At 36.8% G+C, this 23,068-nt stretch carries 21 protein-coding genes; 8 read left to right on the top strand and 13 right to left on the bottom strand.

The annotated features are described in order from the left end of the window. Positions 1–213 precede the first annotated feature (213 nt). Together ACQCPR_RS18170 and ACQCPR_RS18165 are read right to left on the bottom strand one after the other, a co-directional pair. Positions 214–2,187 (bottom strand): TRAP transporter permease, encoded by a 1,974-nt coding sequence (locus tag ACQCPR_RS18170; protein WP_427137730.1) that lies wholly within the window; start codon positions 2,185–2,187, stop codon positions 214–216. Positions 2,188–2,230: 43 nt separating this feature from the next. Beyond that, positions 2,231–3,238: a TAXI family TRAP transporter solute-binding subunit gene (locus ACQCPR_RS18165; protein ID WP_427138965.1), complete on the bottom strand. Its 1,008-nt coding sequence runs from the start codon at positions 3,236–3,238 to the stop codon at positions 2,231–2,233. A 334-nt stretch (positions 3,239–3,572) separates the two neighbouring features. On the opposite strand from ACQCPR_RS18165, the gene dapD reads away from it, so the two are divergent. Further along, positions 3,573–4,286, top strand: coding sequence for a 2,3,4,5-tetrahydropyridine-2,6-dicarboxylate N-acetyltransferase (gene dapD, locus ACQCPR_RS18160; protein WP_093495702.1), 714 nt, complete (start codon positions 3,573–3,575; stop codon positions 4,284–4,286). A 10-nt stretch (positions 4,287–4,296) separates the two neighbouring features. After that, the gene (locus ACQCPR_RS18155) at positions 4,297–5,421 is read left to right on the top strand and encodes an N-acetyldiaminopimelate deacetylase (protein WP_090566060.1); all 1,125 of its coding nucleotides are present in this window, start codon (positions 4,297–4,299) and stop codon (positions 5,419–5,421) included. Between the two features lie 280 nt (positions 5,422–5,701). Here the strand turns inward: ACQCPR_RS18155 and asnB are convergent, their stop codons facing one another. From asnB to ACQCPR_RS18140, 3 genes are all read right to left on the bottom strand, one after another. Then, entirely contained in the window at positions 5,702–7,546 is a 1,845-nt protein-coding gene (gene asnB, locus ACQCPR_RS18150; protein ID WP_427137729.1) for an asparagine synthase (glutamine-hydrolyzing), read from the bottom strand. A gap of 106 nt (positions 7,547–7,652) precedes the next feature. Beyond that, positions 7,653–8,891, bottom strand: a complete 1,239-nt coding sequence (locus ACQCPR_RS18145; RefSeq protein WP_090566068.1) for an ABC transporter permease — start codon at positions 8,889–8,891, stop codon at positions 7,653–7,655. Further along, a complete protein-coding gene (locus tag ACQCPR_RS18140) occupies positions 8,884–9,783 on the bottom strand; it encodes an ABC transporter ATP-binding protein (RefSeq protein ID WP_090566071.1) in 900 nt (299 codons plus the stop codon). The genes ACQCPR_RS18145 and ACQCPR_RS18140 overlap by 8 nt, the downstream gene beginning before the upstream one ends. Positions 9,784–9,911: 128 nt before the next feature. Between ACQCPR_RS18140 and ACQCPR_RS18135 the strand changes: the two genes are divergently transcribed. Next, entirely contained in the window at positions 9,912–11,330 is a 1,419-nt protein-coding gene (locus tag ACQCPR_RS18135) for a stalk domain-containing protein (RefSeq protein ID WP_427137728.1), read from the top strand. Between the two features lie 209 nt (positions 11,331–11,539). Here ACQCPR_RS18135 and ACQCPR_RS18130 read toward each other — a convergent pair whose 3' ends face one another. Continuing rightward, complete coding sequence (locus ACQCPR_RS18130; protein WP_090566077.1) at positions 11,540–12,454, bottom strand: DNA-3-methyladenine glycosylase 2; 915 nt, start codon at positions 12,452–12,454, stop codon at positions 11,540–11,542. 129 nt (positions 12,455–12,583) lie between these two features. Between ACQCPR_RS18130 and ACQCPR_RS18125 the strand changes: the two genes are divergently transcribed. Beyond that, the gene (locus tag ACQCPR_RS18125) at positions 12,584–13,030 is read left to right on the top strand and encodes a GNAT family N-acetyltransferase (protein ID WP_090566079.1); all 447 of its coding nucleotides are present in this window, start codon (positions 12,584–12,586) and stop codon (positions 13,028–13,030) included. A 70-nt stretch (positions 13,031–13,100) separates the two neighbouring features. Here the strand turns inward: ACQCPR_RS18125 and aroD are convergent, their stop codons facing one another. Then, positions 13,101–13,853 (bottom strand): type I 3-dehydroquinate dehydratase, encoded by a 753-nt coding sequence (gene aroD, locus ACQCPR_RS18120; protein ID WP_427137727.1) that lies wholly within the window; start codon positions 13,851–13,853, stop codon positions 13,101–13,103. A gap of 66 nt (positions 13,854–13,919) precedes the next feature. Between aroD and ACQCPR_RS18115 the strand changes: the two genes are divergently transcribed. Further along, a complete protein-coding gene (locus tag ACQCPR_RS18115; protein WP_427137726.1) occupies positions 13,920–14,771 on the top strand; it encodes a GNAT family N-acetyltransferase in 852 nt (283 codons plus the stop codon). 101 nt (positions 14,772–14,872) lie between these two features. Here the strand turns inward: ACQCPR_RS18115 and ACQCPR_RS18110 are convergent, their stop codons facing one another. Together ACQCPR_RS18110 and ACQCPR_RS18105 are read right to left on the bottom strand one after the other, a co-directional pair. After that, positions 14,873–15,448, bottom strand: a complete 576-nt coding sequence (locus ACQCPR_RS18110; protein WP_340880616.1) for a hypothetical protein — start codon at positions 15,446–15,448, stop codon at positions 14,873–14,875. A gap of 194 nt (positions 15,449–15,642) precedes the next feature. Further along, positions 15,643–16,491, bottom strand: coding sequence for a TetR/AcrR family transcriptional regulator (locus ACQCPR_RS18105; RefSeq protein ID WP_090566091.1), 849 nt, complete (start codon positions 16,489–16,491; stop codon positions 15,643–15,645). Positions 16,492–16,590: 99 nt separating this feature from the next. Between ACQCPR_RS18105 and ACQCPR_RS18100 the strand changes: the two genes are divergently transcribed. Then, entirely contained in the window at positions 16,591–19,680 is a 3,090-nt protein-coding gene (locus tag ACQCPR_RS18100) for an efflux RND transporter permease subunit (protein WP_427137725.1), read from the top strand. A gap of 52 nt (positions 19,681–19,732) precedes the next feature. Here ACQCPR_RS18100 and ACQCPR_RS18095 read toward each other — a convergent pair whose 3' ends face one another. From ACQCPR_RS18095 to ACQCPR_RS18085, 3 genes are read right to left on the bottom strand one after another with little or no spacing between them, the layout of a single operon-like run. Then, the gene (locus ACQCPR_RS18095; protein ID WP_427137724.1) at positions 19,733–20,425 is read right to left on the bottom strand and encodes a DUF4097 family beta strand repeat-containing protein; all 693 of its coding nucleotides are present in this window, start codon (positions 20,423–20,425) and stop codon (positions 19,733–19,735) included. A 7-nt stretch (positions 20,426–20,432) separates the two neighbouring features. After that, the gene (locus ACQCPR_RS18090) at positions 20,433–20,780 is read right to left on the bottom strand and encodes a DUF1700 domain-containing protein (protein ID WP_427137723.1); all 348 of its coding nucleotides are present in this window, start codon (positions 20,778–20,780) and stop codon (positions 20,433–20,435) included. Beyond that, complete coding sequence (locus tag ACQCPR_RS18085) at positions 20,773–21,096, bottom strand: PadR family transcriptional regulator (protein WP_090566098.1); 324 nt, start codon at positions 21,094–21,096, stop codon at positions 20,773–20,775. The genes ACQCPR_RS18090 and ACQCPR_RS18085 overlap by 8 nt, the downstream gene beginning before the upstream one ends. 152 nt (positions 21,097–21,248) lie before the next feature. Here ACQCPR_RS18085 and ACQCPR_RS18080 point away from each other — a divergent pair, with 152 nt between their 5' ends. Together ACQCPR_RS18080 and ACQCPR_RS18075 are read left to right on the top strand one after the other, a co-directional pair. Beyond that, positions 21,249–21,578 carry an MGMT family protein gene (locus ACQCPR_RS18080; protein WP_427137722.1) on the top strand — a complete coding sequence of 110 codons (330 nt, stop codon included), beginning with the start codon at positions 21,249–21,251 and terminating at the stop codon, positions 21,576–21,578. A gap of 19 nt (positions 21,579–21,597) precedes the next feature. After that, the gene (locus ACQCPR_RS18075; protein ID WP_427137721.1) at positions 21,598–22,026 is read left to right on the top strand and encodes an NUDIX hydrolase; all 429 of its coding nucleotides are present in this window, start codon (positions 21,598–21,600) and stop codon (positions 22,024–22,026) included. Positions 22,027–22,221: 195 nt separating this feature from the next. Here the strand turns inward: ACQCPR_RS18075 and ACQCPR_RS18070 are convergent, their stop codons facing one another. Next, positions 22,222–22,980: a MerR family transcriptional regulator gene (locus tag ACQCPR_RS18070; protein ID WP_427137720.1), complete on the bottom strand. Its 759-nt coding sequence runs from the start codon at positions 22,978–22,980 to the stop codon at positions 22,222–22,224. Between the last annotated feature and the right edge of the window lie 88 nt (positions 22,981–23,068).

Genomic DNA, 23,068 nt, shown 5'->3' with positions numbered 1-23,068 from the left:
AGAATATACGAAAAAACACTACACATTCACTTCAGTGTAGAGAATATCATTCGTATTATTTTGAATAATGGGCAGACTAATCCTATTTCCGTTTGCGTTCTAAATATTTTGTTCTGCACGAAGCAGCAAATATTATGCAAGAAATAAGATTATAAAATCATTGTCCACCCATCATCCCTTCGAATTTGTTAATTGAATTATAGCATATTCCCATTAATTTGTGGTAGAAATGTTACCTGTTAAACTTTGAAGTCCATAATCGTCATCTGTTCGACGATGCTGTATGAACCAAATGGCTACAATTAATACTATACCTATTATAGTGGTAGTAATCTCGGGTAAGATAAGCATGATACCTGCTATAAAAAGAATAAATCTTTCCCAGATCTTTGAGTTTCGAATAAAATATCCTATCATCGAACTGCTGACAGCAACCATACCAATAACCGCAGCAATCACTGAGAATACTAGCATAACTGGTTCGATTTCTACCATTACTAGAATTGGATTGTAAATGAAAATAAATGGGACGATAAACGCAGCGATTGCCAATTTCACAGCAATCATTCCAGTCTTAAATGGATTTGCACCTGCTATCCCAGCTCCAGCATACGCAGCTAAACATACTGGAGGGGTTATGTCGGCGGCAATTCCAAAATAGAAGACGAACAAATGAGCAGCTATTGGCGCCACTCCGAACTCATTTATAAGCACGGGAGCTGCAATTGTTGCGGTCACAACGTAATTTGCTGTTGTTGGTAGACCCATTCCAAGAACAAGGCATGCTATCATAGTGAAGAATAGAGCAAGAATTAGATAACCATTCGACAGCTCAATTACTCCAGCTGCAAACTTTGAGCCAAGACCTGTCATACTAACAACTCCTGCAATGACGCCAGCTGTTGCTACAGCAGCTATGACGGGAAGTGCTACTCTGGTACCTTGTTCTAGGACGTTTATAGTCTTTCTAAACGACATTCTTGTTTCTTGGCGAACAAGGCTAACTAAAAATGCAGTAACAATTCCAAAAAGAGCAGCTCGTTGCGGTGTGAAGCCATACATAATCGTTCCGATGATAACAATTAGTGGGAGTAGCATAAACCAGTTTTTTTTCATAAGTTTTCGAAAGGACGGTAATTGAGATTTTGGTAAACCGTTTATTTTTAATTTCTTTGCCTCAAAGTGCGTCCCAATGAAAATTCCAGTGAAATAAAGAATAGCTGGAATAAGTGCTGCCAACATTATGGTTCCATAAGAAACTCCTAGATACTCCATCATAATAAATGCTGCTGCCCCCATCATTGGTGGCATGATTTGCCCGCCGGTAGATGCTGCTGCTTCGGTTGCACCTGCAAATTCAGGTTTAAATCCTGCATTCTTCATCATTGGAATCGTAAAGGATCCGGTTGCAACAGTGTTTCCGACAGAACTTCCGGATACAGAACCTTGTAATGCACTTGCTACTACGGCAGTTTTTGCAGTTCCCCCTGTATAGCGGCCGGTTAAAGCGAATGCTAAATCATTAAAGAATTTCCCAATATTCGTTTGCACAAGCATTACGCCAAAAAATAAGAAGAGGAAAATAAATTTTGCTGAAATCTGAATCGGAGTTCCGAAAATACCGCTTTCCTTATACCAGAGAGCAGTTGCAGTTCGATCAATTGAAAAACCAGGGTGTGAAAGAATTTGTGTAGGGACAAATTTACCGTAAATTGCATATAAAATCGCTACTGATGCTACTATTACAATTGGAAGACCAACAGTTCTTCTTGTAGCTTCAAGCACTAGAAGGATGCCTAGTAAGGAAATAATTATATCTAGGGTATTGTATCCTGAAATTCGGCTCTGAAGAATCGATTCATAAAAAAAAATCTTGTGGTAAGTTACATACATTGCCAAGAAAGCTAAGGAAATATCATACCAGGGTATTTTTTTTTGTACTTTTAGCATCCCTTTTTTAACGGGATATAAAAGAAATATAACCCCCAGTGCGGTACCAAGATGTACTGCCCCTTGCTTTTGGGAGGGAAGAGTACCAAAATACGCTGTGTATAGATGGAACACGGTGAGAGACACTCCTAAAAATGTGACAACCCATGCCCATTTACCGATATTTGTACGAAACTGATTTTCTTTATCGTATTTTTCTAAAATATCCTTTGCACTGATAGGCTTCTGTTCCTGCATTTTTCCACCTCACCTTTAAATTCATTGACTTAAACTAGAAGTTTTATTTCAAATCATCAAAGCTTTTTATACCAGAATCTTCTCGTGTAACTATTTGGATAACTTCTGGATAAATATGCCCTATGAAAGCGGTGTTTGGAACTTTGTGACCTTCGAATGCAGCTTCACCATTTATTGCTTGTAATGCTGGTACATGTACTGTCATCCCTAAATCCATGTGACCATCTCTTATACTAGATAAGTTTTCAACAGATGCCCCGGTTTCGGTGTTTGTCACGTTAAAATCATCAATATTCTTATTCCAAATGCTCGCCATTTCACCACCTAAAGGATAGTAGGTGCCACCCTGACTACCGGTACCAAGGATGAATTCGTTCTTGGCATCACTTACATCTGCACTAAGTTCAGCAACTGGATTTTCTACTGTTAATCCTTGTTCTTCGTAATAGCGTTTAGCTCCAGGATGGATGGGAAGACCTTCTGAACCTAAAAGTGCATTTTCTAAGGTCATTTGTTTTGCTTGAGCATGTGTATTTTCACTTGCTTTTTCAATCATAATTTTTGTTAGATTATAACCAAGTTCTTCATTAATTGTATCTGTATTAGCCATGAGGATTGCATATGCAGTAACTGTTTCGACATCAGACTCGAGAAAATCGTATGTGTCCTTAGGAATTGTATAACGTCTATATCCGCTATTAGCTTCAATATGCTTGATGGCGTTATCAGTAAGGCTAATCATCACAACGTCACCAGAGGAGGCTTGGAGGCTTTCAATACTTGCGGCTGGAAGTCCTAGAATTCCAATTGAAATGTCAATGTTTCCGTCCTGCACACCGTCAGCAGCATCTCCAAATCCTTCTTGATGCTCATTATAATCTCCTTCTTCAAGACCGTAGGCATCCAAGATAATTTTTGAAACTGAATTTGTTTCACTGGCAGGAGGACCAATTGCAATATTTTTTTTGCTTTCACTACAAGCTGCGAGTAATAATATCATGCCGAGAAGTAAAGCTAAAAACCTGAATTGATTTTTCTTCAACTTTCTCACCCCAAAATAATTATTTCTCCCACTCAATTGAAAGTACCTACAAAAAAAATGCTTAAAATTGTAGTACTTAAAAATAGAAGATTAATATTATTATATTAGTAATCTGATAATTTACAACGTGTTATCTGTATTTTCTGATAATTTGATAATAATTGGTGAAATCTGCATAATACTATCTAGTAAGTTAAAAGTTATCGTGGAAGTTTATCATCAATAATATTTCACTAGTTTCAAAATAACTTACTGTTGGTTAAATTTTGAAAAATGCATTTTAATTCGTGATTTTTAATAAAAATTACTGTAGAATAGATACATATTTGAGGAGGTATGGAGAATGAAACAACTAGATGCAAACGAAATTATTTCATATATTCAGCATGCAAAGAAATCTACGCAGGTGAAAGTATACATAAAAGGAAACGGCATAAATCAGATTTCTTTCGGAGAACATACGAAAGTTTTTGGTGAAGGAAATTCCCTAGTATTATTTGGAGAATGGTCTGAAATCGAATCCGTTTTAAATGAATATAAAGATCAAATTGAAGATGTAGTAGTTGAGAACGAAAGTCGTAATTCTGCTATTCCACTTTTAGATTTGAAGGGGATAAATGCACGTATTGAGCCAGGTGCAATTATTCGAGATCAAGTTAGTATCGGCGATAATAGTGTAATTATGATGGGTGCACTCATTAATATTGGTGCGGTTATTGGAGAAGGTACGATGATTGATATGGGTGCAGTTCTGGGTGGTCGTGCGACTGTCGGGAAAAACTGTCATATTGGTGCAGGTGCAGTGCTAGCTGGAGTAATTGAGCCACCTTCTGCAACTCCTGTCATTATTGAAGATGATGTACTAATTGGTGCAAATGTTGTAGTTCTTGAAGGTTGTAGAGTTGGTAAAGGAGCAGTTGTAGCTGCTGGTGCAATTGTAACGAAGGATATTCCACCGTACTCGGTTGCCGTTGGAGCACCCGCAAAAGTGATTAAAGAAATTGATGATCAAACAAGATCAAAAACGGAAATCATGCAAGAATTACGTCAGTTGTAGTTGGTAGCTGATGAAAACCTTACAAGATATTCGGAGAGATTTACATCGCATACCTGAATTAGGTTTTGAAGAAGTAAAAACACAAAATTATTTATTGGAGCAAATTCGTACACTTCCACAGGATAGACTGACAATTACTACTTGGAAAACAGGTATAGTTGTGAAAATAGAGGGAACCGAACCTACACAAACGATTGGGTGGAGAACGGATATCGATGGTCTTCCGATAACAGAGGTGACTGGGCTTTCCTTTGAATCCAGTCATCCGGGGAAAATGCATGCTTGTGGTCATGATATGCATATGACTGTGGCACTGGGGCTACTAAGAAAATTAGTAGAAAACCCTATAAAAGATCATGCAGTTATTCTATTTCAACCAGCTGAGGAAAGTCCGGGTGGTGCTCTCCCAATGCGTGAATGGCTGAAAGAAGAGCAACAAGCTTTGGTACCTGATAAAATATTTGCCTTTCATGTAGCACCAGAATTCCCTGTTGGTACTGTAGCTACGCGCCCAGGTTTGTTATTTGCCAATACATCTGAATTGTTTATAGATGTCATTGGTAAGGAGGGGCATGCAGCATTTCCGCATCAAGCCAGAGATATGTCTGTTGCGGCCGCTACGCTACTATTGCAACTTCAGACAATTGTAAGCCGTTCTGTCAATCCGATGGATCCGGCAGTACTTACGATTGGGAAGTTCACCTCTGGAACAGTACAGAATATAATTTCTGGACATGCTAGGTTAGAGGGAACTATTCGTACGATGGATGCAGGAACAATGACAATTATTAAAGAGAAGATCGAGGCATTTTGTCGAGCAGCAGAAATTGCTTTTGAATGCTCTGTTCAAATAAACTATGGTTCGTCCTATTATCAAGTTAAAAATGATGAGGTACTTGCAAACGAGTTTTTGGCATTTGCGGAAGCTGATCCTGCAACTAACGCCATTTTATGTGATGCGGCTATGACTGGCGAAGACTTTGGTTATTTCCTGCAAGAAATACCGGGACTGTTATTTTGGGCTGGAGTTGATTCCCCTTATGGATTGCATCATCCGAAGCTCAATCCAGATGAAGCGGTGATTGACTATCTTGTGCCATTTATAGATTCCTACTTTCGTAAAATTTCAGGTTAATACAAAAGAAGCTACTCTGTCTAAGGATTGAGTAGCTTCTTTTGTTTATTTTCCCATAATTATTAAGCGAAGATCTAACCTTCTTAACCATTTACTTGCTTTGGCATGCCAGTTACTTGCGTTCATCGGGCAGTTACTTGCTTTAATTCATAAGTTACTTGTGTTCGCTGTTTGTTTACTTGCTCTGGATGATGATTTACTTGCGGAACGGGAAATTTATCCATCTCACGCATCTCTGCCTAGTTAGGAATACAAATCTCTTGAAGTGTGGCTGGAGTTTTTAATCCACCAGTTGAACATTATATTCCTTAAACCAAATATGCATTTGCACTAGATATGCAAGAAGTTGTGGACCAGACATTAACTGACCGAACCATGGTACTTTAAATGCTTCCCCATTCGATTCTACTAAATCAGCTAGACGTTGCTTTTGGAAAAGCTCATGCAGAATAGAGTTTTTATCTTGCAATTGCTCTTTTAACATATTACTTACAATCCCTGTGTAGACTGGATTATGGGTTTTGGGATATGGGCTTTTTTTGCGATAAAGTACATCATATGGCAAGCGATCTTGAAATGCCTTTCGTAGAATACCTTTTTCCTGGTTGCCAACCATTTTGTATTCCCAAGGAATGTTCCATGCATACTCTACCAATCGGTGATCCGCAAATGGCACGCGGACCTCTAAACTAGCACCCATACTCATACGATCTTTTCTATCTAAAAGAGTAGTCATAAACCATGTCATATTTGTATAAAATAATGCTCGTCTTTTTGCTTCTATATCTGTTTCCCCCTCTAGCAGAGGAGTTTCAGCTATAGTTGTATCGTATGCATTTTGTACATATTCTTCTATTTTTAATTTACCTTGCCAACTATCATTTAATAGCTGAAAGCGTTCATTGGTAGATCGTATCCAGGGAAAACCTTTTTCTGCGTTTCCAACCTGATGGAACCATGGATAGCCACCAAAAATCTCATCAGCGCACTCTCCAGAAAGTCCTACTGTAAAATCCTGTTTAATTTCTCTGCAAAACCAAAGTAAAGATGAATCGATATCGGCCATTCCAGGAAGATCACGAACGTGAACAGCCTCTCTTAAAAACTCCGCTAATTTTTGTTGGGTAATAATAGAGAAATGATGTTTCGTTTCTAGATGGTTTGTCACCTTTTGAATCCAAGGGAGGTCGTTTGATGGCTGAAAGGTATTGCCTTTAAAATGATGGTCATTGTCTTGATAGTCAATGGAGTATGTGTTCAGAGAGGATTTAGAATTATGTGAATAGGATTTGGCAGCGATTGACGTAATGATACTAGAATCCAAACCACCAGAAAGAAATGTGCAAAGAGGTACGTCAGATACAAGTTGTCTTTCTACAGCATCGGTTACTAGAAAGCGAACTTTTTCGATTGTTTCGTCTAAAGAATCTGTATGCTCCTTGCTTTCTACATTCCAGTAGCGCCAAGTACGGAGTCCTTTACTAGTTAAGCTTAGTGCGTGTGCGGGGCGTAATTCATGTATATCCTTGTACACGCCTGAACCAGGGAGACGAGATGGGCCTAAACCAATAATCTCTGCAAGGCCATTTCTATTTATGATTGGAGAAATAGCAGGATGTGCGAAGATCGATTTTTGCTCAGAGCCAAATAGGAAACCCCCGTTTTTCTCAGTATAAAAAAGTGGTTTAACTCCAAGGCGATCGCGTGCAATAAATACCTTTTGTTCCATCTCATCCCAAATTGCAAAAGCAAATATACCGTTAAAGTAGTCAACGCATTTTTCCTTCCATTCAATATAAGAGGTCAATAAAACCTCGGTATCCGAATGGCCAGAGAAGGAATGCCCACGTTTCAATAATTCTGTTCTGAGATCCTCTGTATTATATAGCTCTCCATTATACGTAAGTGTATATTCACTTGACTGATAGTTTTTAGTCATTGGTTGTTTTCCACCAACAGGATCTACCACTGTTAGACGGCGATGTCCAAACACGGCGTGCGGAGAACTCCAAATATTATCGTCATCTGGACCACGCTTCTTTAAGGTTTCCGTCATTTTCGAAACCGCTGATAATTCGTTTCGCAAATCTCTTTGAAAATGAATCCAACCAGTAATTCCACACATATATGCATCCCTTCTTTCATCCATTATTTTATGCAAGAAATCAAAAATTGTATCAAAAAAATAATCGCAAGGGTGGGTCCCTATGCGATTATTTCTGTGAAATATATTAAGTTGTGACCTTTAAAACGGTTTTGATTTTTTGAATTATTCCCCCACTACTATAAGTTAAAACACTTCGTTTATAGAAGGATAAGCTTAATAGGAATAGAAGAATTACAGTGACGATTAATATAGCCATGGACAGAATTGGTTCAAATGTGGATATATCTGTTGCTCCAATTCGTAGTGGCATTACCATACCTGACGTGAACGGAATATAAGAGAATACTTTAATCAGCAGCGTATCAGGACTTGCCATACCTGAGATTAAAACGTAAAATCCAATAATTCCTACCATCATCGCAGGCATCATCGCCTGACTTGATTCCTCAACCTTGGAAACTAAAGACCCTAATAATGCACCAAGTATTAAGTATAGAATGATTGTTATCAATAAAAATGCTACTGAGTATCCGATAAATGCCAGGGATAATTCGTTGGCAATTTCCTGGACAACATCCCATTTAGATCCTCCATCAATCAGTGCGAATAACAATCCTTGAACAAGTAATAATCCCGCAATTTGTGTCAATGCTAGGAGAAATGTTCCGGTTAACTTCGCCATAAAATGTGTAGCAGGCTTTACACTAGCGAGTAAAACCTCTAGAACACGTGAACCTTTTTCGGAAGCAACATCAGTTGTAATCATCGATAAAAATGTCATAACAAATGAATAAATTAAAAAGCCTATTAAAAAGGAAGCACCAATTCCTGCAGCCTTCTCATCCTCACTTTTACCTGAGGCAGATTGCTCATCAAGATTTTTCATCGTGATAGTAGTTTCGGATTGAAGAATTTTGTCAGCTTGCTCAGCTGTTAAATTTAGCTGCTGTACTTCATATATTTTCCCTGCATACTGTAGAGTTGAAGAAAGGCTTTGCTGATCATTAAATGTTAGTGGTTCAAATGTGGCGATTTCTGCTGTCAATGAATTGTCCTGATCCTCAACGAAAATTACAGCGGCAAAGTCCCCGTTGACGACTTGTTCTTCTACCTTTTCTACCTCATCCGTTGGAAAGGTGAATTCTATGTCGTTAGTCGATTCAAATAAAGCCTCGATTTCTATATCTGTTTCGTTGATTAAAGCAATCTGTAAAGCTTCTTCTTGGAAAAACGCTTCTTTAATATCTGACCAGAACATAACTCCACTGATCACTGCAACATATAGTACGATAGAAAATATAAATGATTTCGCTTTTACTTTTTGAACATATAACTGCTTAACTAATAGCCAAAATTTAGACATGTGTACCACCTACCTTATCCTTGAAGATTTCATCTAATGATAAATAATCCAAACTGAATTTCTCTATATATTTTCCATTAGATACATAGTCGAAGATAGACTGCGCATATGATTCATCCTCAAGTGTTAATGTATAATGATCCTTCCCAACTTGAATATCCCTTACACCATGCAATCCAGCTAAGACTTCTCTTGGAATTTCTGTACGTATCGTTAATTTTGTTTTACCGTATTGTTTCTTTAAGTCCAATAAGCTTCCTGAAAACAAGGACACACCACGTTTCAGTAAGCATAAATGATCACAAAGCTCTTCAACATTATCCATTTGATGACTAGAAAATAATATAGTCGTTCCCTTGCGCTTTAAGTCCAGAATTGCTTGCTTTAGTAAATCCATATTAACAGGATCCAAGCCACTAAAAGGCTCATCTAATATCAGGAACTCTGGTTGATGTATAAAGCTAGCAATTAGTTGGACCTTTTGTTGGTTTCCTTTGGACAAGGTTTCCGCTTTTGCTTTTCGCTTATCCTCTAATTCAAAACGATTAATCCAATAGTCTACTTCTTTTTTAAGATCTTTTTTTGTCTTCCCTCTTAGCTCTCCGAAGAAGTATAATTGGTCTTCCACTGTCATTGCAGGGAAGATGCCGCGCTCTTCAGGTAAATAGCCTAGAATATCTCGGTTAATGGAGTTAATTTGCTTCCCATTCCACGTAATACTTCCTTCAGTAGTCTCCTGTAAGTCTAAAATCATGCGAAATGTTGTTGTTTTACCAGCACCATTCTGTCCGATCAATCCAAAGATTTCTCCTTTTTCAATTGAAAAGGACAAACTGTTAACAGCGACGAAGTCTTGGTATCTCTTAGTTACTTGGTTGATTGATAACGTCATATTCAAACTCCTATCTTTTTCTCTTTACACTTTATACGAATCAAATTTAAGAATGTTTCAAAAAAATTGTAACGTTTTTGTAAATAGGCCCGTCAAATGGAAAGAGAAGCAAAAAAAGGAGAGATTTGATGAAGAAAATTTTGGGAGTTTTCGCAATTATTTTAATGCTAGGGCTAGGATGGAGCCAAGGATCAGTCTATGCGAAAAGTGACGATGCGAAAATTGAAGCAACTAACTTTTTAAAAGGTTCTGGGATTATAACGAATGTAGAAGAAAAAAAGGACACTGTTACATTGACGGTAGAAACAACTGGCAAAGAGCCACAGATCACTTTTTACACCGTAACGAGCGAAACAATGATATACAATAGCGGTTCAACGAAAAAGATGGAAAAAGCGGCATTCCAAAAAGGGCAACAAATAGATGCTTACTATGGTAAAGATAAACCGATGCTCATGATATATCCACCGCAAATTTCTCCTGAATTAGTAGTAGTACATGATGCTAAAACATTCGGTTCCGTTAAGGTAGGGAAGTTTGATGAAGAACTGCGTAGTTTAGATAATAAATTGAATTTGAAAGTAGATAGTAAAACTACTTTCGAAAACACTGAAGGAGAAAAAATAGAACGACAAGACTTAAGTGGAAAAGAGCTTATTGTATTCTATACGGTGGCGACTAAAAGCATTCCAGCTCAGACAGCCCCAACTAAAGTAGTAGCAATTTCACCTGAAAAAGCTGAAGAAGCAGTTGAAGCTTCAAACTTCGTAAAATTTTCAGGTGTCATTACTGATATAACAAACGATAAAAATCAGGTTGCACTAACAGTAGTGACAGAAGAAGATGAGCCAACTACAACTATTTTCACACTAGATAATAATGTCCTACTTTTAAATGGGACAAATGCTGAAGCGGTTAAAAAAGAATCTTTTCAAGTGGGCCAAAAAATAGATGCTTACTATGATAAAAACAAGCCAATGATCTTGATATATCCAGCAAGAATAACACCAGAGATTCTCATTGTTCAAGATAAAGAAAAAGTTAGTTTCTCGAAAGTGTCGAAGTTTGACCAAGATATGATTAGTTTAGATGGAGAGCTTAAATTAAATATTTCCACAGAGACTGAAATACTTAATGAAAATGGGGAAGTAATAACTAAGAAGGATTTAGAAGGAAAAGAGCTAATTGTTTTTTATAATATCACTACAAAAAGCATTCCAGCCCAAACAGTTCCAACGAAAATTGTTGCTGTAAACTATCTTTCAGCCGATCTGAAACAGATTATTAATGATGATCATTTTATACAAAATGGGGTAAAAATGATTCCGCTTCTTCAAGTGGCTGAACAACTTGGATATAAAGTGGAGTCTTATCCTGCCTCTTCACAAAAGACAGTAACACTTACAAAGGGGAATAGTTCTATTAAGGTTATACGTAACATGAATATTTACAGCTACAATAAAAGTCTGCGATTATTTTTAGAACGACCAGTGCTAAAAGATAAGAAAACATATGTATCAGAAGAAATTCTAGATATATTAAAATAATCATAACCCCATCCTTTTCTAGTTGAGAAGGATGGGGTTTATTTAAAGATAAGGAAGTATATAAAAATGTAGCGTAAACAATGGGTTATCGACACTTTTAAGAGTGAATAATAGTGCTGGCTTCCGTTTCGAGTGGAGGAACGAAGGATAAGAGTGTCACCTCAAATGGAGGGCAATCTAAATTCGACGCTTCCTGCAATTTTTGACCTTCAATAAAGTAATCTCCATAAATAAAAGGTTGCATATGCTTCCCAACCGGTCCAGTGCTGAGCCAGTTGCATAATTTCAGTCCTCGTAGGTTTAGTCGGTGAGCCAGTTACCTGTTTAATAGCATTATGTAGTCCTACATCATCAATAGGAAAAGCGGAAGGAAACCTTAAACAGCGCATTAATACATAATTAGCGGTCCACGGACCAATCCCTCGGATTTGAGTAAGAATCTTTTCAGCTCTTTTTACATCATTCTCTGCTAAGAGCATTTCTTTTGTCAGTAGACCTTTGTGGATTAAGTTTGCCACATCTATTAAGTACTCACATTTTTTTACGGTCATTTTTAGTCCACTTAAGTCATGTACGGTCAGATTTGCAATAGTATCAGGTGTAGGGAATAACCAATAGTCATGACCTTCAAAATGAATAGAATGTCCATAAGTTTCCACTAAACGACGCTTCAATGTATAGGCATAGGTAAGGTTAATCTGTTGACCTAGGATGCCCCATGTCATTGCCTCAAATAAATCAGGAATACCCATAATGCGTAGCCCTTCAAATTTTTGAGCCGCTTGTGACAATATTGGATCAGTGGAGGCTAATTTATAAAATTCCTGCAAATCCGCATTTAGGTCAAACCACTCAATTATATAGGCTACTATCTCTTCATTGCGATTTTTACCATCGGGACATGTATCATTAATAAAATTAATTGCTAGAATTTGATCTTTGTATTCGCTGATTTCTATTAATAGGTTGCAAGTTCCTAATGGTATTGCTTTTCGGATTTTATTGTCCTGAATATGAAATAAGCATTCATTGGTTGATCTGGAGAGATATTGAAGATTATTAGAAAAGTTAAATCCAGATGGAGTATGTAATAGTATTTTGTCGTCTATTTCTTCCCAAAACAAATTGCGCCACCTCCTTTATACGTTCTTAGTAATATTAGGAAAATGAGTTATGCTAAAAGTATACAAGAAGGAAGGTTGAGATGATACAGTGTGTATTAGACATTTACAACAGAAAGTAGAGGATATTACATGGAAATAAGACGAATAAATGAAGCATACCCAATAGAATTATTATTACAGGCAGATCCTTCTAAGAAGCTTATCCAGCAATATTTAGAGAGGGGGAAATGCTACATAGGCGAAGAAGGTGGAGAAATAGTAGGCATATTTGTACTACTTTCAACTAGACCAGAAACCGTAGAACTCGTTAATATTGCTATAGAGGAGCATTATCGAGGTAAAGGGTTTGGGAAAGCGCTCGTAATAGGTGCTATAAATATGGCAAAGGAACAAGGATATAAAGTCATTGAATTAGGTACAGGCAATTCAAGTATTGATCAGCTAGCTCTTTATCAAAAATGTGGATTTCGAATTGTCGGTGTGGATATAGACTTTTTCACAGCTCATTATGAAGAGGAAATAATCGAAAATGGTATCTCATGTGTAGATATGATTCGCCTAAGGCAGCTACTATAAAAGGGGGGGAGTGCATCCCTCCCTGTGCTTTAGCTAATTCTGTCCAATATCCAAGAGCATTTCGCTTTTGTTATTGTGTATGTAGTAATTCTAAAATACGTTTAAGATCACTCGCTGGGATTTGACCAGGAGCAGATGGTGCTACACCAGCACCGAATGTTGCTGCAGAACCAAAAATTTCTCCAGCTAATCGACTTATGACACCGGTAGAATCCATAGACATGGAGATAATCGGGCGGTCTGCATACAATGATTGCATGGTATACGTCGCTTCTAGCAATGTCAGAACATCTGCTGGATTGTTCGGCATTACGGCAATTTTAGTGATATGTGCATCCAATTCTTGCATTCTTCTAAGTCTCCACATGATCTCTTCCTTGGCAGGAGTCTTTTCGAAATCATGATTAGACATAATGGTAACGACATCACTTTTTTTGGCAATCTCCATAATTTCTGTCACATTGGGTGAAAACAACTCTACGTCTACTAAATCTATTTCATCTGTTTTCATCACTTCCACAAGAAGGTTCTTGTAGTACGAATCTTCAATAGTTTTGTTGCCACCCTCCCGATGGGTTCTAAAAGTGAATAAGAGCGGTATAGAGTGTAGCTCTTTACGAATGATTGAGAGTGTTTGTTTTACCGTAGCCAAATCTTCAATATCCCTAAACAAATCTGCACGCCATTCGACGATGTCTATGTTTATTTGTTTAATTGTTTTTATTTCCAAAAGGAGCGCTTCTAGAGTATCTCCCATTATTGGTACAATGACTTTTGGTATACCTTTTCCTATATGGATATCTCTGATAGAAACAACTTTCATAAAAGTATCCCCTCCAGCGTTGTTTTAGGTTATATTAACATACAAAGATAAAAGGAGGGCAATTTTATGAATTTTCAGCGTTATGAAAACGTAGATGCATTTGCAAAAATAGTAACACCCTTTTTGGAAGAAAATGAAGATAAATTTAGCCTGTTTCTTGGTGTTTTGAAGGGGATAAAAGCTGGTGCATACGAAAATCCGTACATGGCAACTATAGAAGAAAACGGTAAATTACTAGCAATCTTTCAAATGACTCCACCACATCCTTTAAATATTATATTTGTTGATGAAAATCAAATATCTACGTGCATAGATTTATGTATATCTGAATTAACCAAGCATGCCGTACCGGTAGAATCTATTATTAGTGTGAAGGAATGGGCTGTTCTGTTTGCACAAAAATGGCAGGAGAAAACCGATGGGAACTTTTCTTTAATGATGGATCAAGGGCTATATAGACTGGACCAAGTAGAGGAATCACTAGAAATGAGTCCAGGGAAATGGCGTTACGCAGCGATTAGTGACGCACAGCTTATAGAGAAATGGTACAGTCAGTTTGAACAAGATACTGGGTTATCCGTTACAGCTCCAAAAGAAATAAAAAAACGTGTGAAAAATATGTTGGATGGAAAGGAAGTCTTCTTTTGGGAAGACCAAGGAGAGGTTGTATCCATGATGAAAAAGTCTAGGCCAACAACAAATGGGATAACAGTTTCACTTGTTTTTACACCCGCTGAAAAACGAAAAAAAGGGTACGGACGAACATTGGTTGCAACAGTGAGTAGAGAGTTATTGAAGGAATTCGAGTTTTGTGTACTATATACAGATATGCTCAATCCAACATCGAACAAAATCTATCAAGAAATAGGTTATCAGAAGCTCGTGGATTCTGTTCATTTGAAATTGGGAACAAAATAGTAATACTATTTTACGGTAAGATAAATGAAAGATACTTTATAAAAGGGGGGTAGACGGAGGACGGGAAATAGCTACCCTCTTCATCTACCCTTAGAATTACTTTATCTTCCTTCGTCTTTTTTGTTATCCTCTATTTCTTCTAAAGATTCTTGGTATTCCTCTTCAATATCGGTTGTTTTGTATATAAAAGGTTCATGGTTATAGTCAGTCCGTTTTCCATAGCGAAGCATTTCATAAATAATCAGTCCGTTATTCGGCATGCCATTTACTGTTCTCATCGGAATAATATCAAACAAAACATAGTAAAAAGCATAAAATACAAAGCGATTCCAAAACGTTTTATGTTCTTCTAACAACCCGTTTGCTAATAATGCATTTAATAATAGAGCCACAGAAAGATTCATGAAGATCGGACCTGCGTAAAGACATATATATGCTAGCTTACTTTTCCTTTTTAAAGAATCATATGAAAACCAGCTAAATAGATGATAATATTTTCGAACATCAATTATCCAAAACTTGAAAACCCGTGGTCCAGAACCGATAGTTAGTCTTGGATTCTTCACACCAAAAATCTCACTTGCTATCAAGTAACCTGTTTCTCGCAGAAATACAACTATAGGCAAAATGATAAATGCTGAAATTACCAAAGATAGTAAATCCGAAAATCCAAACATTTTATCGCAACTCTCTATAAATGTGATATTGTCTATAAAATACCCGATTTATGTACGAACGAACCTTGAAATAATCACCAACTAATATTTACGTGAATTAATGCAGATTTTTGCTCCAACGTAATTTCATGTTTCGAATCTAGCGTAACGATGCGGAAACAGATAGACGATTTCTACAAGTAAATGTCCCTATTTTATTTTCCCTCATTATATTCAAGTTTGAAGTAATTCCGAAGTAAGAATGCAACCCATTTGCAACTAGGATAGCTTTGAATATTTTTTAAAAGACCTTCTACTACAGCAGGGCTTAGAGTGGGCTCTAGTATATGTTGCTTTAACAAGGTAAGCGATTCTTTTTCAAGTGGCTCCTCTACTTCTTTTAAATTCTGCTCTAAGATTTCAAGCAGTTGATCAATCGTTACTTCCGTATGGGTCAACCGTTTTAACTGGAAAATTTCTTCGGTGACAAATGGAATTGTAGCGTGTGTCGCAAGCAGGTTTGTTTTTTCCACTAATGATTGCGCGAGCTGATCCAAATCTACTGGGACATTATTGAATAGAATTAATTCCGAATAAATACTGATGAAACCTTTAATACAATATACTAAATCATGTTTTGTATTTTCGATTTTTTCCCCAAATAACCTTTCCATCAAAGTAAGGATAGTTTTCTCTAGTAATCGATCATAATAATGAAATTTTATAACAAGCTCCTTATTAAATGATTGGGACTGTTCTTTCATCAAAATTTTAGCAAAATCGGAATGCTTTTGAGTGGATTGGAACATGGTAAAGTAAAATTCATATAATGTTTTCTCATCATTTTGGGTGGTTGTGACCTGATAGTCAGTATCTGAAATCATTTGACTCATAAATTGGTCGATTAATGCTAATATCAATTCATCTTTTGATTTGAAAGACAAATAGAAAGCACCTTTAGAAATCCCACAGTGTTCAGTGATTTGTTGAACAGAAGTAAGTTCAAATCCTTGTTGTGCAAAAAGCTCTAATGCTTTTTCCATTATTAATTGTTTTTTTCCCATCTGAAACTACCGCTCCTAGTTCATATTATTGACAACTGACTAATAAGTCATTATTATAAGTAATTGAGAAATTAAAGTCAATTAGGGGTAGGTGTAAGAGTGAAAGGTTTAGTTAATTTTGTCCTGCACAATAAATTAGCGGTATGGCTACTTACAATTATTATCACAGTATCCGGTATTTATTCAGGGACACGTATGAACATGGAAACAATTCCAGATATCTCAATCCCATATTTAATGGTAATGGATGTCTATCCTGGTGCAACACCTGAGCAGGTAATGGAAGATGTATCCATGCCTTTGGAAAAAGTAGTAGAAAATCTTGAGGGTGTAAAATCCGTTTATTCTAATTCCAATTCGAATATGGCAAGTATTCAAGTGGAATATGAATATGGTGAGGATATGGACGAAGCAAATCGTGCATTAAAGTCAGCATTAGAGTCGGTAAAATTACCTGAAGGAGCACAGGAACCAATTGTCACAGCTCTTAGCATGAATATGATGCCAGTTGTTGCATTAAGTGTTAGTAGTAAGACAGAAGACATTGTGGAGTTAACTTCTACAGTTTCAGATCTATTAGTTCCTAAGATTGAGAAAATTGATGGTGTAGCTTCTGCAACTATTGCAGGACAGCATATAGAAGAAGTTAACCTTACGTATAACGAAGAAAAAATGACCGAGCTTGGATTGACAGAAGATGATGTAAAACAAATGATACAAGCAAGTGACTTAGCAGTTTCATTAGGTCTATACGAGTTTGAAGAAGGCGAAGAGGCAGTTTCAGTAGATGGTAAGTTCATGACTTCAGATGAACTAAAGGAAATGCTTATTCCGGTAACACCATCCGCAGCGAACCCATCTCCATTTGTGAAACTTAGCGATATTGCTTCTATTGAAGAAGTTGGTAGAGTTCAATCTGTTTCACGTACAAATGGAGAGGATGCAATTTCTGTTCAAATTGTTAAAGGACAGCAAGCAAATACTGTTGATGTTGTTAATAGTGTGAAAGAATTGATCAAAGAAGAACAGAAAAATATTGATGGTCTTGTTATTGATATATCACTAGACCAAGGTGAGCCAATTGAAGAATCGGTCTTCACGATGATTGAAAAAGCATTATTTGGTGGTTTAATTGCAGTATTAATCATATTACTGTTTTTACGTGATTTTAAATCAACAGTCATTTCAATCATATCTATTCCAGTCTCTATTTTTATGGCGTTACTACTATTAAACTGGATGGATATTACGTTGAATATTATGACCCTTGGGGCTATTACAGTTGCGATTGGACGGGTAATAGATGACTCCATTGTAGTAGTGGAAAATATTTATCGTCGTATTCATCTAAAAGATGAGAAATTATCAGGACGTGCGCTAGTACGTGAAGCAACAATTGAAATGTTCAAACCTATTTTGTCATCTACTCTAGTTACGGTTGCAGTATTTGCACCATTATTATTTGTAGGTGGTATGGTAGGAGAATTGTTTATGCCATTTGCTTTAACAATGACGTTTGCACTTGGAGCATCATTGATCGTGGCTATCACAATCGTTCCAGCATTATCTCACTTCTTGTTTAAGAAGAAATTATATAGTAAAAAGAATGAGAGTAATCATAAAGAGGTTGGTAAACTAGCTAATGGTTATAAGAGTATATTGGAATGGACGCTTAACCATAAAATAATTACTTCTATAGTATCTATCGTTTTACTAGTTGGTAGCTTAGCTTTAACGCCATTAATCGGCTTCAGCTTCTTAGGAAGTGAAGAAGAAAAAGTTATGTATTTAACCTATACACCAGAAGCCGGTGAGCTAAAAGATGATACATTAGCAAATGTTGCCAAGGTAGAAGAAGAGTTATTAAAACGTAAAGATATTGATATACTTCAATTATCAGTGACAGATAGTGATAGTGCTGATCCAGCAGCTGCAATGATGGGTGGCGGAGCAGGCGGTGCATTAATGTACCTTATCTTCGATCCAGAAATGGAAGACTTCCCAGGAGCGCGTGAAGAAATTGAAGAGTATGTATTTAATATTGGGCAAACAGGTGAGTGGAAGAGCCAAAACTTCTCCGCTATGTCGATGTCTTCAAATGAAGTTAGTTATACATTCTATAGTGAAGATTTAAACAAACTAAATGAAGCAGTAGCAATGGTAGAAGATGTAATGAAGGAAAATGACGGTTTAGAAGACGTTTCTTCTAGTACTGAGGATGCTTATGTAGAATATACATTCAATGTAGAGCAAGATGAGTTACTTCAGTATGGTTTAACAACAGGCCAAATTGTCATGATGTTAAGTCCTTCAGCTACACAAGAAGTATTGACGACAGTTGAAAAAGATGGCAATACGTTAGATGTAATTGTTCAGCAGGAAAAAGCACAACAACCAAAATCAGTAGATGATATTTTAGCTACAGAAGTACCTACAGCATTGGGTACGACAATGCCTCTTTCTGAGCTGGTAACAGTAGAAGAAGGAACAACACTTAATACTCTTGCTCGTAGTAAAGGGGAGTACTATGCAACTGTTACTGGAACAATCCTTGGGGATGATATTTCAGTTGCAACATCAGAAGTAGATGAAGCAATTGATAAATTAGACTTACCAAAAGGTGTTACAGTTGGTGTTGCAGGTGTTGCAGCAGATATGACTGAAACATTTACACAGCTTGGAATAGCAATGCTTGCGGCTATCGCAATTGTTTACTTTATCTTAGTTGTAACATTCCGTGAGGGTGTAGCACCATTTGCTATACTATTCTCATTACCGTTTGCAGTAATAGGTTCATTCGTTGGTTTATTGATCGCGAAAGAAACTATATCTGTTTCAGTTATGATGGGTATGCTCATGTTAATCGGTATCGTAGTCACAAATGCGATTGTACTAGTAGACCGAATCATTCATATGGAACGTGATGGTATGAGTATGCGTGAAGCAATTCTGGAAGCGGGGGCAACTCGTCTTCGTCCAATCCTAATGACTGCAATTGCAACTATTGGTGCATTGATACCATTAGCTGTTGGTTCAGGTGGCGGCGGTTTAATCTCGAAGGGTCTTGGTATTACAGTAATCGGTGGTTTAACAAGTTCAACGTTGTTAACGTTAATAGTTGTACCGATTGTTTATGAAATCCTATCGAAACTATTCAAGAAAAACCGTAAGGAAATAGAAGAAAACTAACGTAACAAAATAGTAAAGTCCTTCAAGATGTGTCGTCTTGAAGGACTTTTTCTTATTTATAAGCTACTACTCTGCTTTTCTTTTCTACCGCTATTTTCCCATTATCCGATGAAAGTCGGACTTTGTTTGTTCCGTTTCCGAAAACAGTTCGAGTATTTCTCTCACCGAACACGCTTATTTTGCCAAAATCTACATTTGCATGAATAGATACGTCCGTTGGCTCATTTTCCGTTTCTACTAAAATGCCCCCGTTGTCTGTCTCCAATTCAATCATTCGATCCAAGCTAGCAGTTAGTAACTCGATTCTGCCGTTATCAGTTTTTCCTACAATACTTCCGTTTACGTATTGCATCATAATTCTCCCGTTATCTGTTTCCGTGTGAACTTGCTCGGCATCGATATTTCGAAGCTCAATTCTGCCGTTATCAGTTTCAGCAGTCAGTTTATCAGCCTGAATTTTCTCCATTTCGATACGTCCATTATCGGTTTTTACTTCTAGAATGGTTGCAGCAAATTCTTTTAATCCAATACTCCCGTTATCTGATGTAGTTTTTATATTCTTCGCGAGTATTTTTTCGGCACGAATTCGTCCGAAAGTAGTTTTCATAATAACAGTTGTATATAGCTTTTTTGGTAGGGAAACGTTTACTCTTAGTTCTTTTATTAAGAACATGAAACTAAAAAGTTTATACTTTTTGGTTTTAAATTGAATTGATAATGTGTCGTTTATTATATCGACGGTCAATTGTAATTTATCGTTTTCTCCAACTAACTCTATAGTTGTTTCGTGTTTCCGAAGGAGTTACGTATAAAGAGCCGAATTCTATATCCATCATCACATTTGAGAAGTTCGCATGAGGGACTTTAATGATTTTATTGCCAGTTGTAACTTTCTCTGGAATTTGAACTTGGTTTTCGGAAAGCTCCTTAGCAATATCTCTTGGTGACCCTAAAGAAGCCGCAATTTCACTATCCGATTTTCCATCTTCTCGGCCATTTGAGAAGTACTCTTTAATATCAGAAAGAATATCATATCTCTCTTCAGCTGGAATCCTCATTAAAGCAGTTTCTAATTCATTTAAAAATTGTTGTTCAGTCATTTTTTACACCCTCTTCAATTAGATTATTTACACCAGTCGTAAAACTTTTCCATTCTTTCAATTGTTCATGTAAGTAGGAGCGACCTAAATCAGTGAGTTTGTAGTATTTCCGTGGGGGTCCTTCTGTGGACTCCTGCAGATATGTGGTAAAATAGCCTTCCTTTGTCAATCGTCTTAATAATGGATAAACGGATCCTTCTGAAATTGAAATCTGATCGGATATTTTTTGTACAAGCTCATAACCATATCGATCTTGCTTATCCAATAAAACAAGCACACATAAGTTTAATACTCCTTTTTTAAATTGAATATTCATCTTTTCTTTCCTCCTTTCACTACTAGCTAATGAACAGTACCTTAGATAGAATATATCATATGGTATTATCTTATGCAAGGTACTACATTAAATGCAATTATAATTTTATAAATTGTCAGTTATAATTAGAGGAAATGAAAGGGAGTTACGGGATGAATCCTTTTACTGAAAAAGTAATTCATATTATAAAGTCCATTCCATCGGGAAAAGTGATGACGTATGGACAGGTTGCAAAAGTTGCAGGAAGCCCTCGAGGAGCAAGACAGGTAGTTCGTGTTTTGCATTCTATGAGTGCAAAACATAATATTCCTTGGCAACGTGTGATTAATGCGAAGGGCGAAATTGTAATGGCTGATGAAGAATCGGCATACTCTCAAAAAGCAATGCTAGAATCGGAAGGGGTCCACTTTCTTGCCAATGGATGTATAGATTTAAAAAAGTCCCGTTATGATCCAAATATAATAGAAGAAGAGTGGATATAAGGAGAGGAAGTGAAGGCTGATGTTTAGCTGGAAAGGTGCAGCTGGTATTTGTGTAAATGATCAGAAGGAAGTATTAATGGTACTTCAAGCAGCACCAGGAGAAGATAAGAAATGGACAGTTCCTTCTGGGACGCTTGAAGAAGGAGAAACAATAGAAGAATGCTGTATAAGAGAATTTTGTGAGGAAACTGGATTCATAGTGAAAACGATTGACAAGGTACATAATAAAAGTGGAACTCTCAGTGAACACGGAATCTCTTACGATGTGGACTATTTTTTAGTGACAATAATGAGCGGTGAAATAACATTGCAAGACCCAGATGAATTTATTCACGAAATTGCTTGGAAGTCATTCGAGGAAATCCAAATCTTGGATTTAGCTTATCCAGAGGATATCCACATAATCGAGAATGTATTACAAAATGGAAAGGACGAACTTCCAAATTAGTTAGGAGGTTGGAATTATTAAATCCGTATTAATAATAATTTGGGCTATTGTTTTTCTTTATTTGTTAAATATCTTCGAAATAGAAAAGAGTTTGTTCAACTATATTATTGCCTTCTTTTTGTTATTGGTTGGTGCCTATGGAATCGATAAAATATACAAAGTGATAGTTAGAAAAAGCTAGAAGGTATGAGCCTTCTAGCTTTTTGTGTAAATAACAATTGCATCTCGTAAAAATTCAGTTGCACCTGATTGTACTTTATCGTAATATGCAGTGAATCGTTCATCAGAGACATACATTTCTGCAAGACCTTCATGAGCTTCTTTAGAGTATTGATCCCAGTAAAAGCAAAGCCATTGTTTATGCAAATCTGCCGCTTTTTGAGCCTGTTCTCCGGCGGGGTTTCCGGTATCCAATCCTGCTTTTAAATTCATGAACATTTGCTCCTCTAATTTCTGTATTTTCGCATACGTCTCTTCGGTCATGCCCTTTATTTTTACGTTGGATGCATTCACTGTATCTTCACCGTATTTTTTTCGAATTTCTTTTCCGTATTTCTTCTCATTGTCATCGACAAGTTTTTGTTTAAAGCCTTCAAATTTTTCCTTATCTGTCATGCTAATCTTCCTTTCTGTCTGTTTAATTGATTTATCCACATTGTTAATAAGTGCATCAAGTTGCACACGTTTTTCGAGCAGTTTATCACGATGATCTCGAAGCGCTTGTGTACCGTCAAATGCTGGGGATGTCATGATTTCTTTAATACTTTCTAAATTTACTCCAAGTTCGCGGTAAAATAGTATTTGTTGCAGCCGATCTACTTCAGTTGCACCGTATATACGATATCCTGATGAATTGATACGTGTAGGTTTAAGTAGCCCAATCTCATCATAATATCGTAGTGTTCTTGCGCTAATACCAGCAAGCTGCCCAAGTTTTTGTACCGTGTATTCCAATTCATCACCTCCTTATATATTCAGCTTAAACCTTTACGTTGCGTGAAGGTCAAGCGATAATTGTTCAATTATTTTAATTTGATTATAA

The sequence above is a fragment of the Psychrobacillus psychrodurans genome, from assembly GCF_050209195.1.
GTDB lineage: Bacteria > Bacillota > Bacilli > Bacillales_A > Planococcaceae > Psychrobacillus > Psychrobacillus psychrodurans.
The sequence above is the reverse complement of the archived record's forward strand: the minus strand, read 5'-3'. Positions and strand labels throughout refer to the sequence as shown.

What these genes read in the sequence shown, in the direction of transcription:
- ACQCPR_RS18170 (WP_427137730.1), bottom strand. Translation starts at nt 2,187, where the DNA reads ATGCAGGAACAGAAGCCTATCAGTGCAAAGGATATTTTAGAAAAATAC.
- dapD (WP_093495702.1), top strand. Translation starts at nt 3,573, where the DNA reads ATGAAACAACTAGATGCAAACGAAATTATTTCATATATTCAGCATGCA.
- ACQCPR_RS18155 (WP_090566060.1), top strand. Translation starts at nt 4,297, where the DNA reads ATGAAAACCTTACAAGATATTCGGAGAGATTTACATCGCATACCTGAA.
- asnB (WP_427137729.1), bottom strand. Translation starts at nt 7,546, where the DNA reads ATGTGTGGAATTACTGGTTGGATTCATTTTCAAAGAGATTTGCGAAAC.
- ACQCPR_RS18145 (WP_090566068.1), bottom strand. Translation starts at nt 8,891, where the DNA reads ATGTCTAAATTTTGGCTATTAGTTAAGCAGTTATATGTTCAAAAAGTA.
- ACQCPR_RS18140 (WP_090566071.1), bottom strand. Translation starts at nt 9,783, where the DNA reads ATGACGTTATCAATCAACCAAGTAACTAAGAGATACCAAGACTTCGTC.
- ACQCPR_RS18135 (WP_427137728.1), top strand. Translation starts at nt 9,912, where the DNA reads ATGAAGAAAATTTTGGGAGTTTTCGCAATTATTTTAATGCTAGGGCTA.
- ACQCPR_RS18125 (WP_090566079.1), top strand. Translation starts at nt 12,584, where the DNA reads ATGGAAATAAGACGAATAAATGAAGCATACCCAATAGAATTATTATTA.
- aroD (WP_427137727.1), bottom strand. Translation starts at nt 13,853, where the DNA reads ATGAAAGTTGTTTCTATCAGAGATATCCATATAGGAAAAGGTATACCA.
- ACQCPR_RS18115 (WP_427137726.1), top strand. Translation starts at nt 13,920, where the DNA reads ATGAATTTTCAGCGTTATGAAAACGTAGATGCATTTGCAAAAATAGTA.
- ACQCPR_RS18110 (WP_340880616.1), bottom strand. Translation starts at nt 15,448, where the DNA reads ATGTTTGGATTTTCGGATTTACTATCTTTGGTAATTTCAGCATTTATC.
- ACQCPR_RS18105 (WP_090566091.1), bottom strand. Translation starts at nt 16,491, where the DNA reads ATGGGAAAAAAACAATTAATAATGGAAAAAGCATTAGAGCTTTTTGCA.
- ACQCPR_RS18090 (WP_427137723.1), bottom strand. Translation starts at nt 20,780, where the DNA reads ATGACTGAACAACAATTTTTAAATGAATTAGAAACTGCTTTAATGAGG.
- ACQCPR_RS18085 (WP_090566098.1), bottom strand. Translation starts at nt 21,096, where the DNA reads ATGAATATTCAATTTAAAAAAGGAGTATTAAACTTATGTGTGCTTGTT.
- ACQCPR_RS18080 (WP_427137722.1), top strand. Translation starts at nt 21,249, where the DNA reads ATGAATCCTTTTACTGAAAAAGTAATTCATATTATAAAGTCCATTCCA.
- ACQCPR_RS18075 (WP_427137721.1), top strand. Translation starts at nt 21,598, where the DNA reads ATGTTTAGCTGGAAAGGTGCAGCTGGTATTTGTGTAAATGATCAGAAG.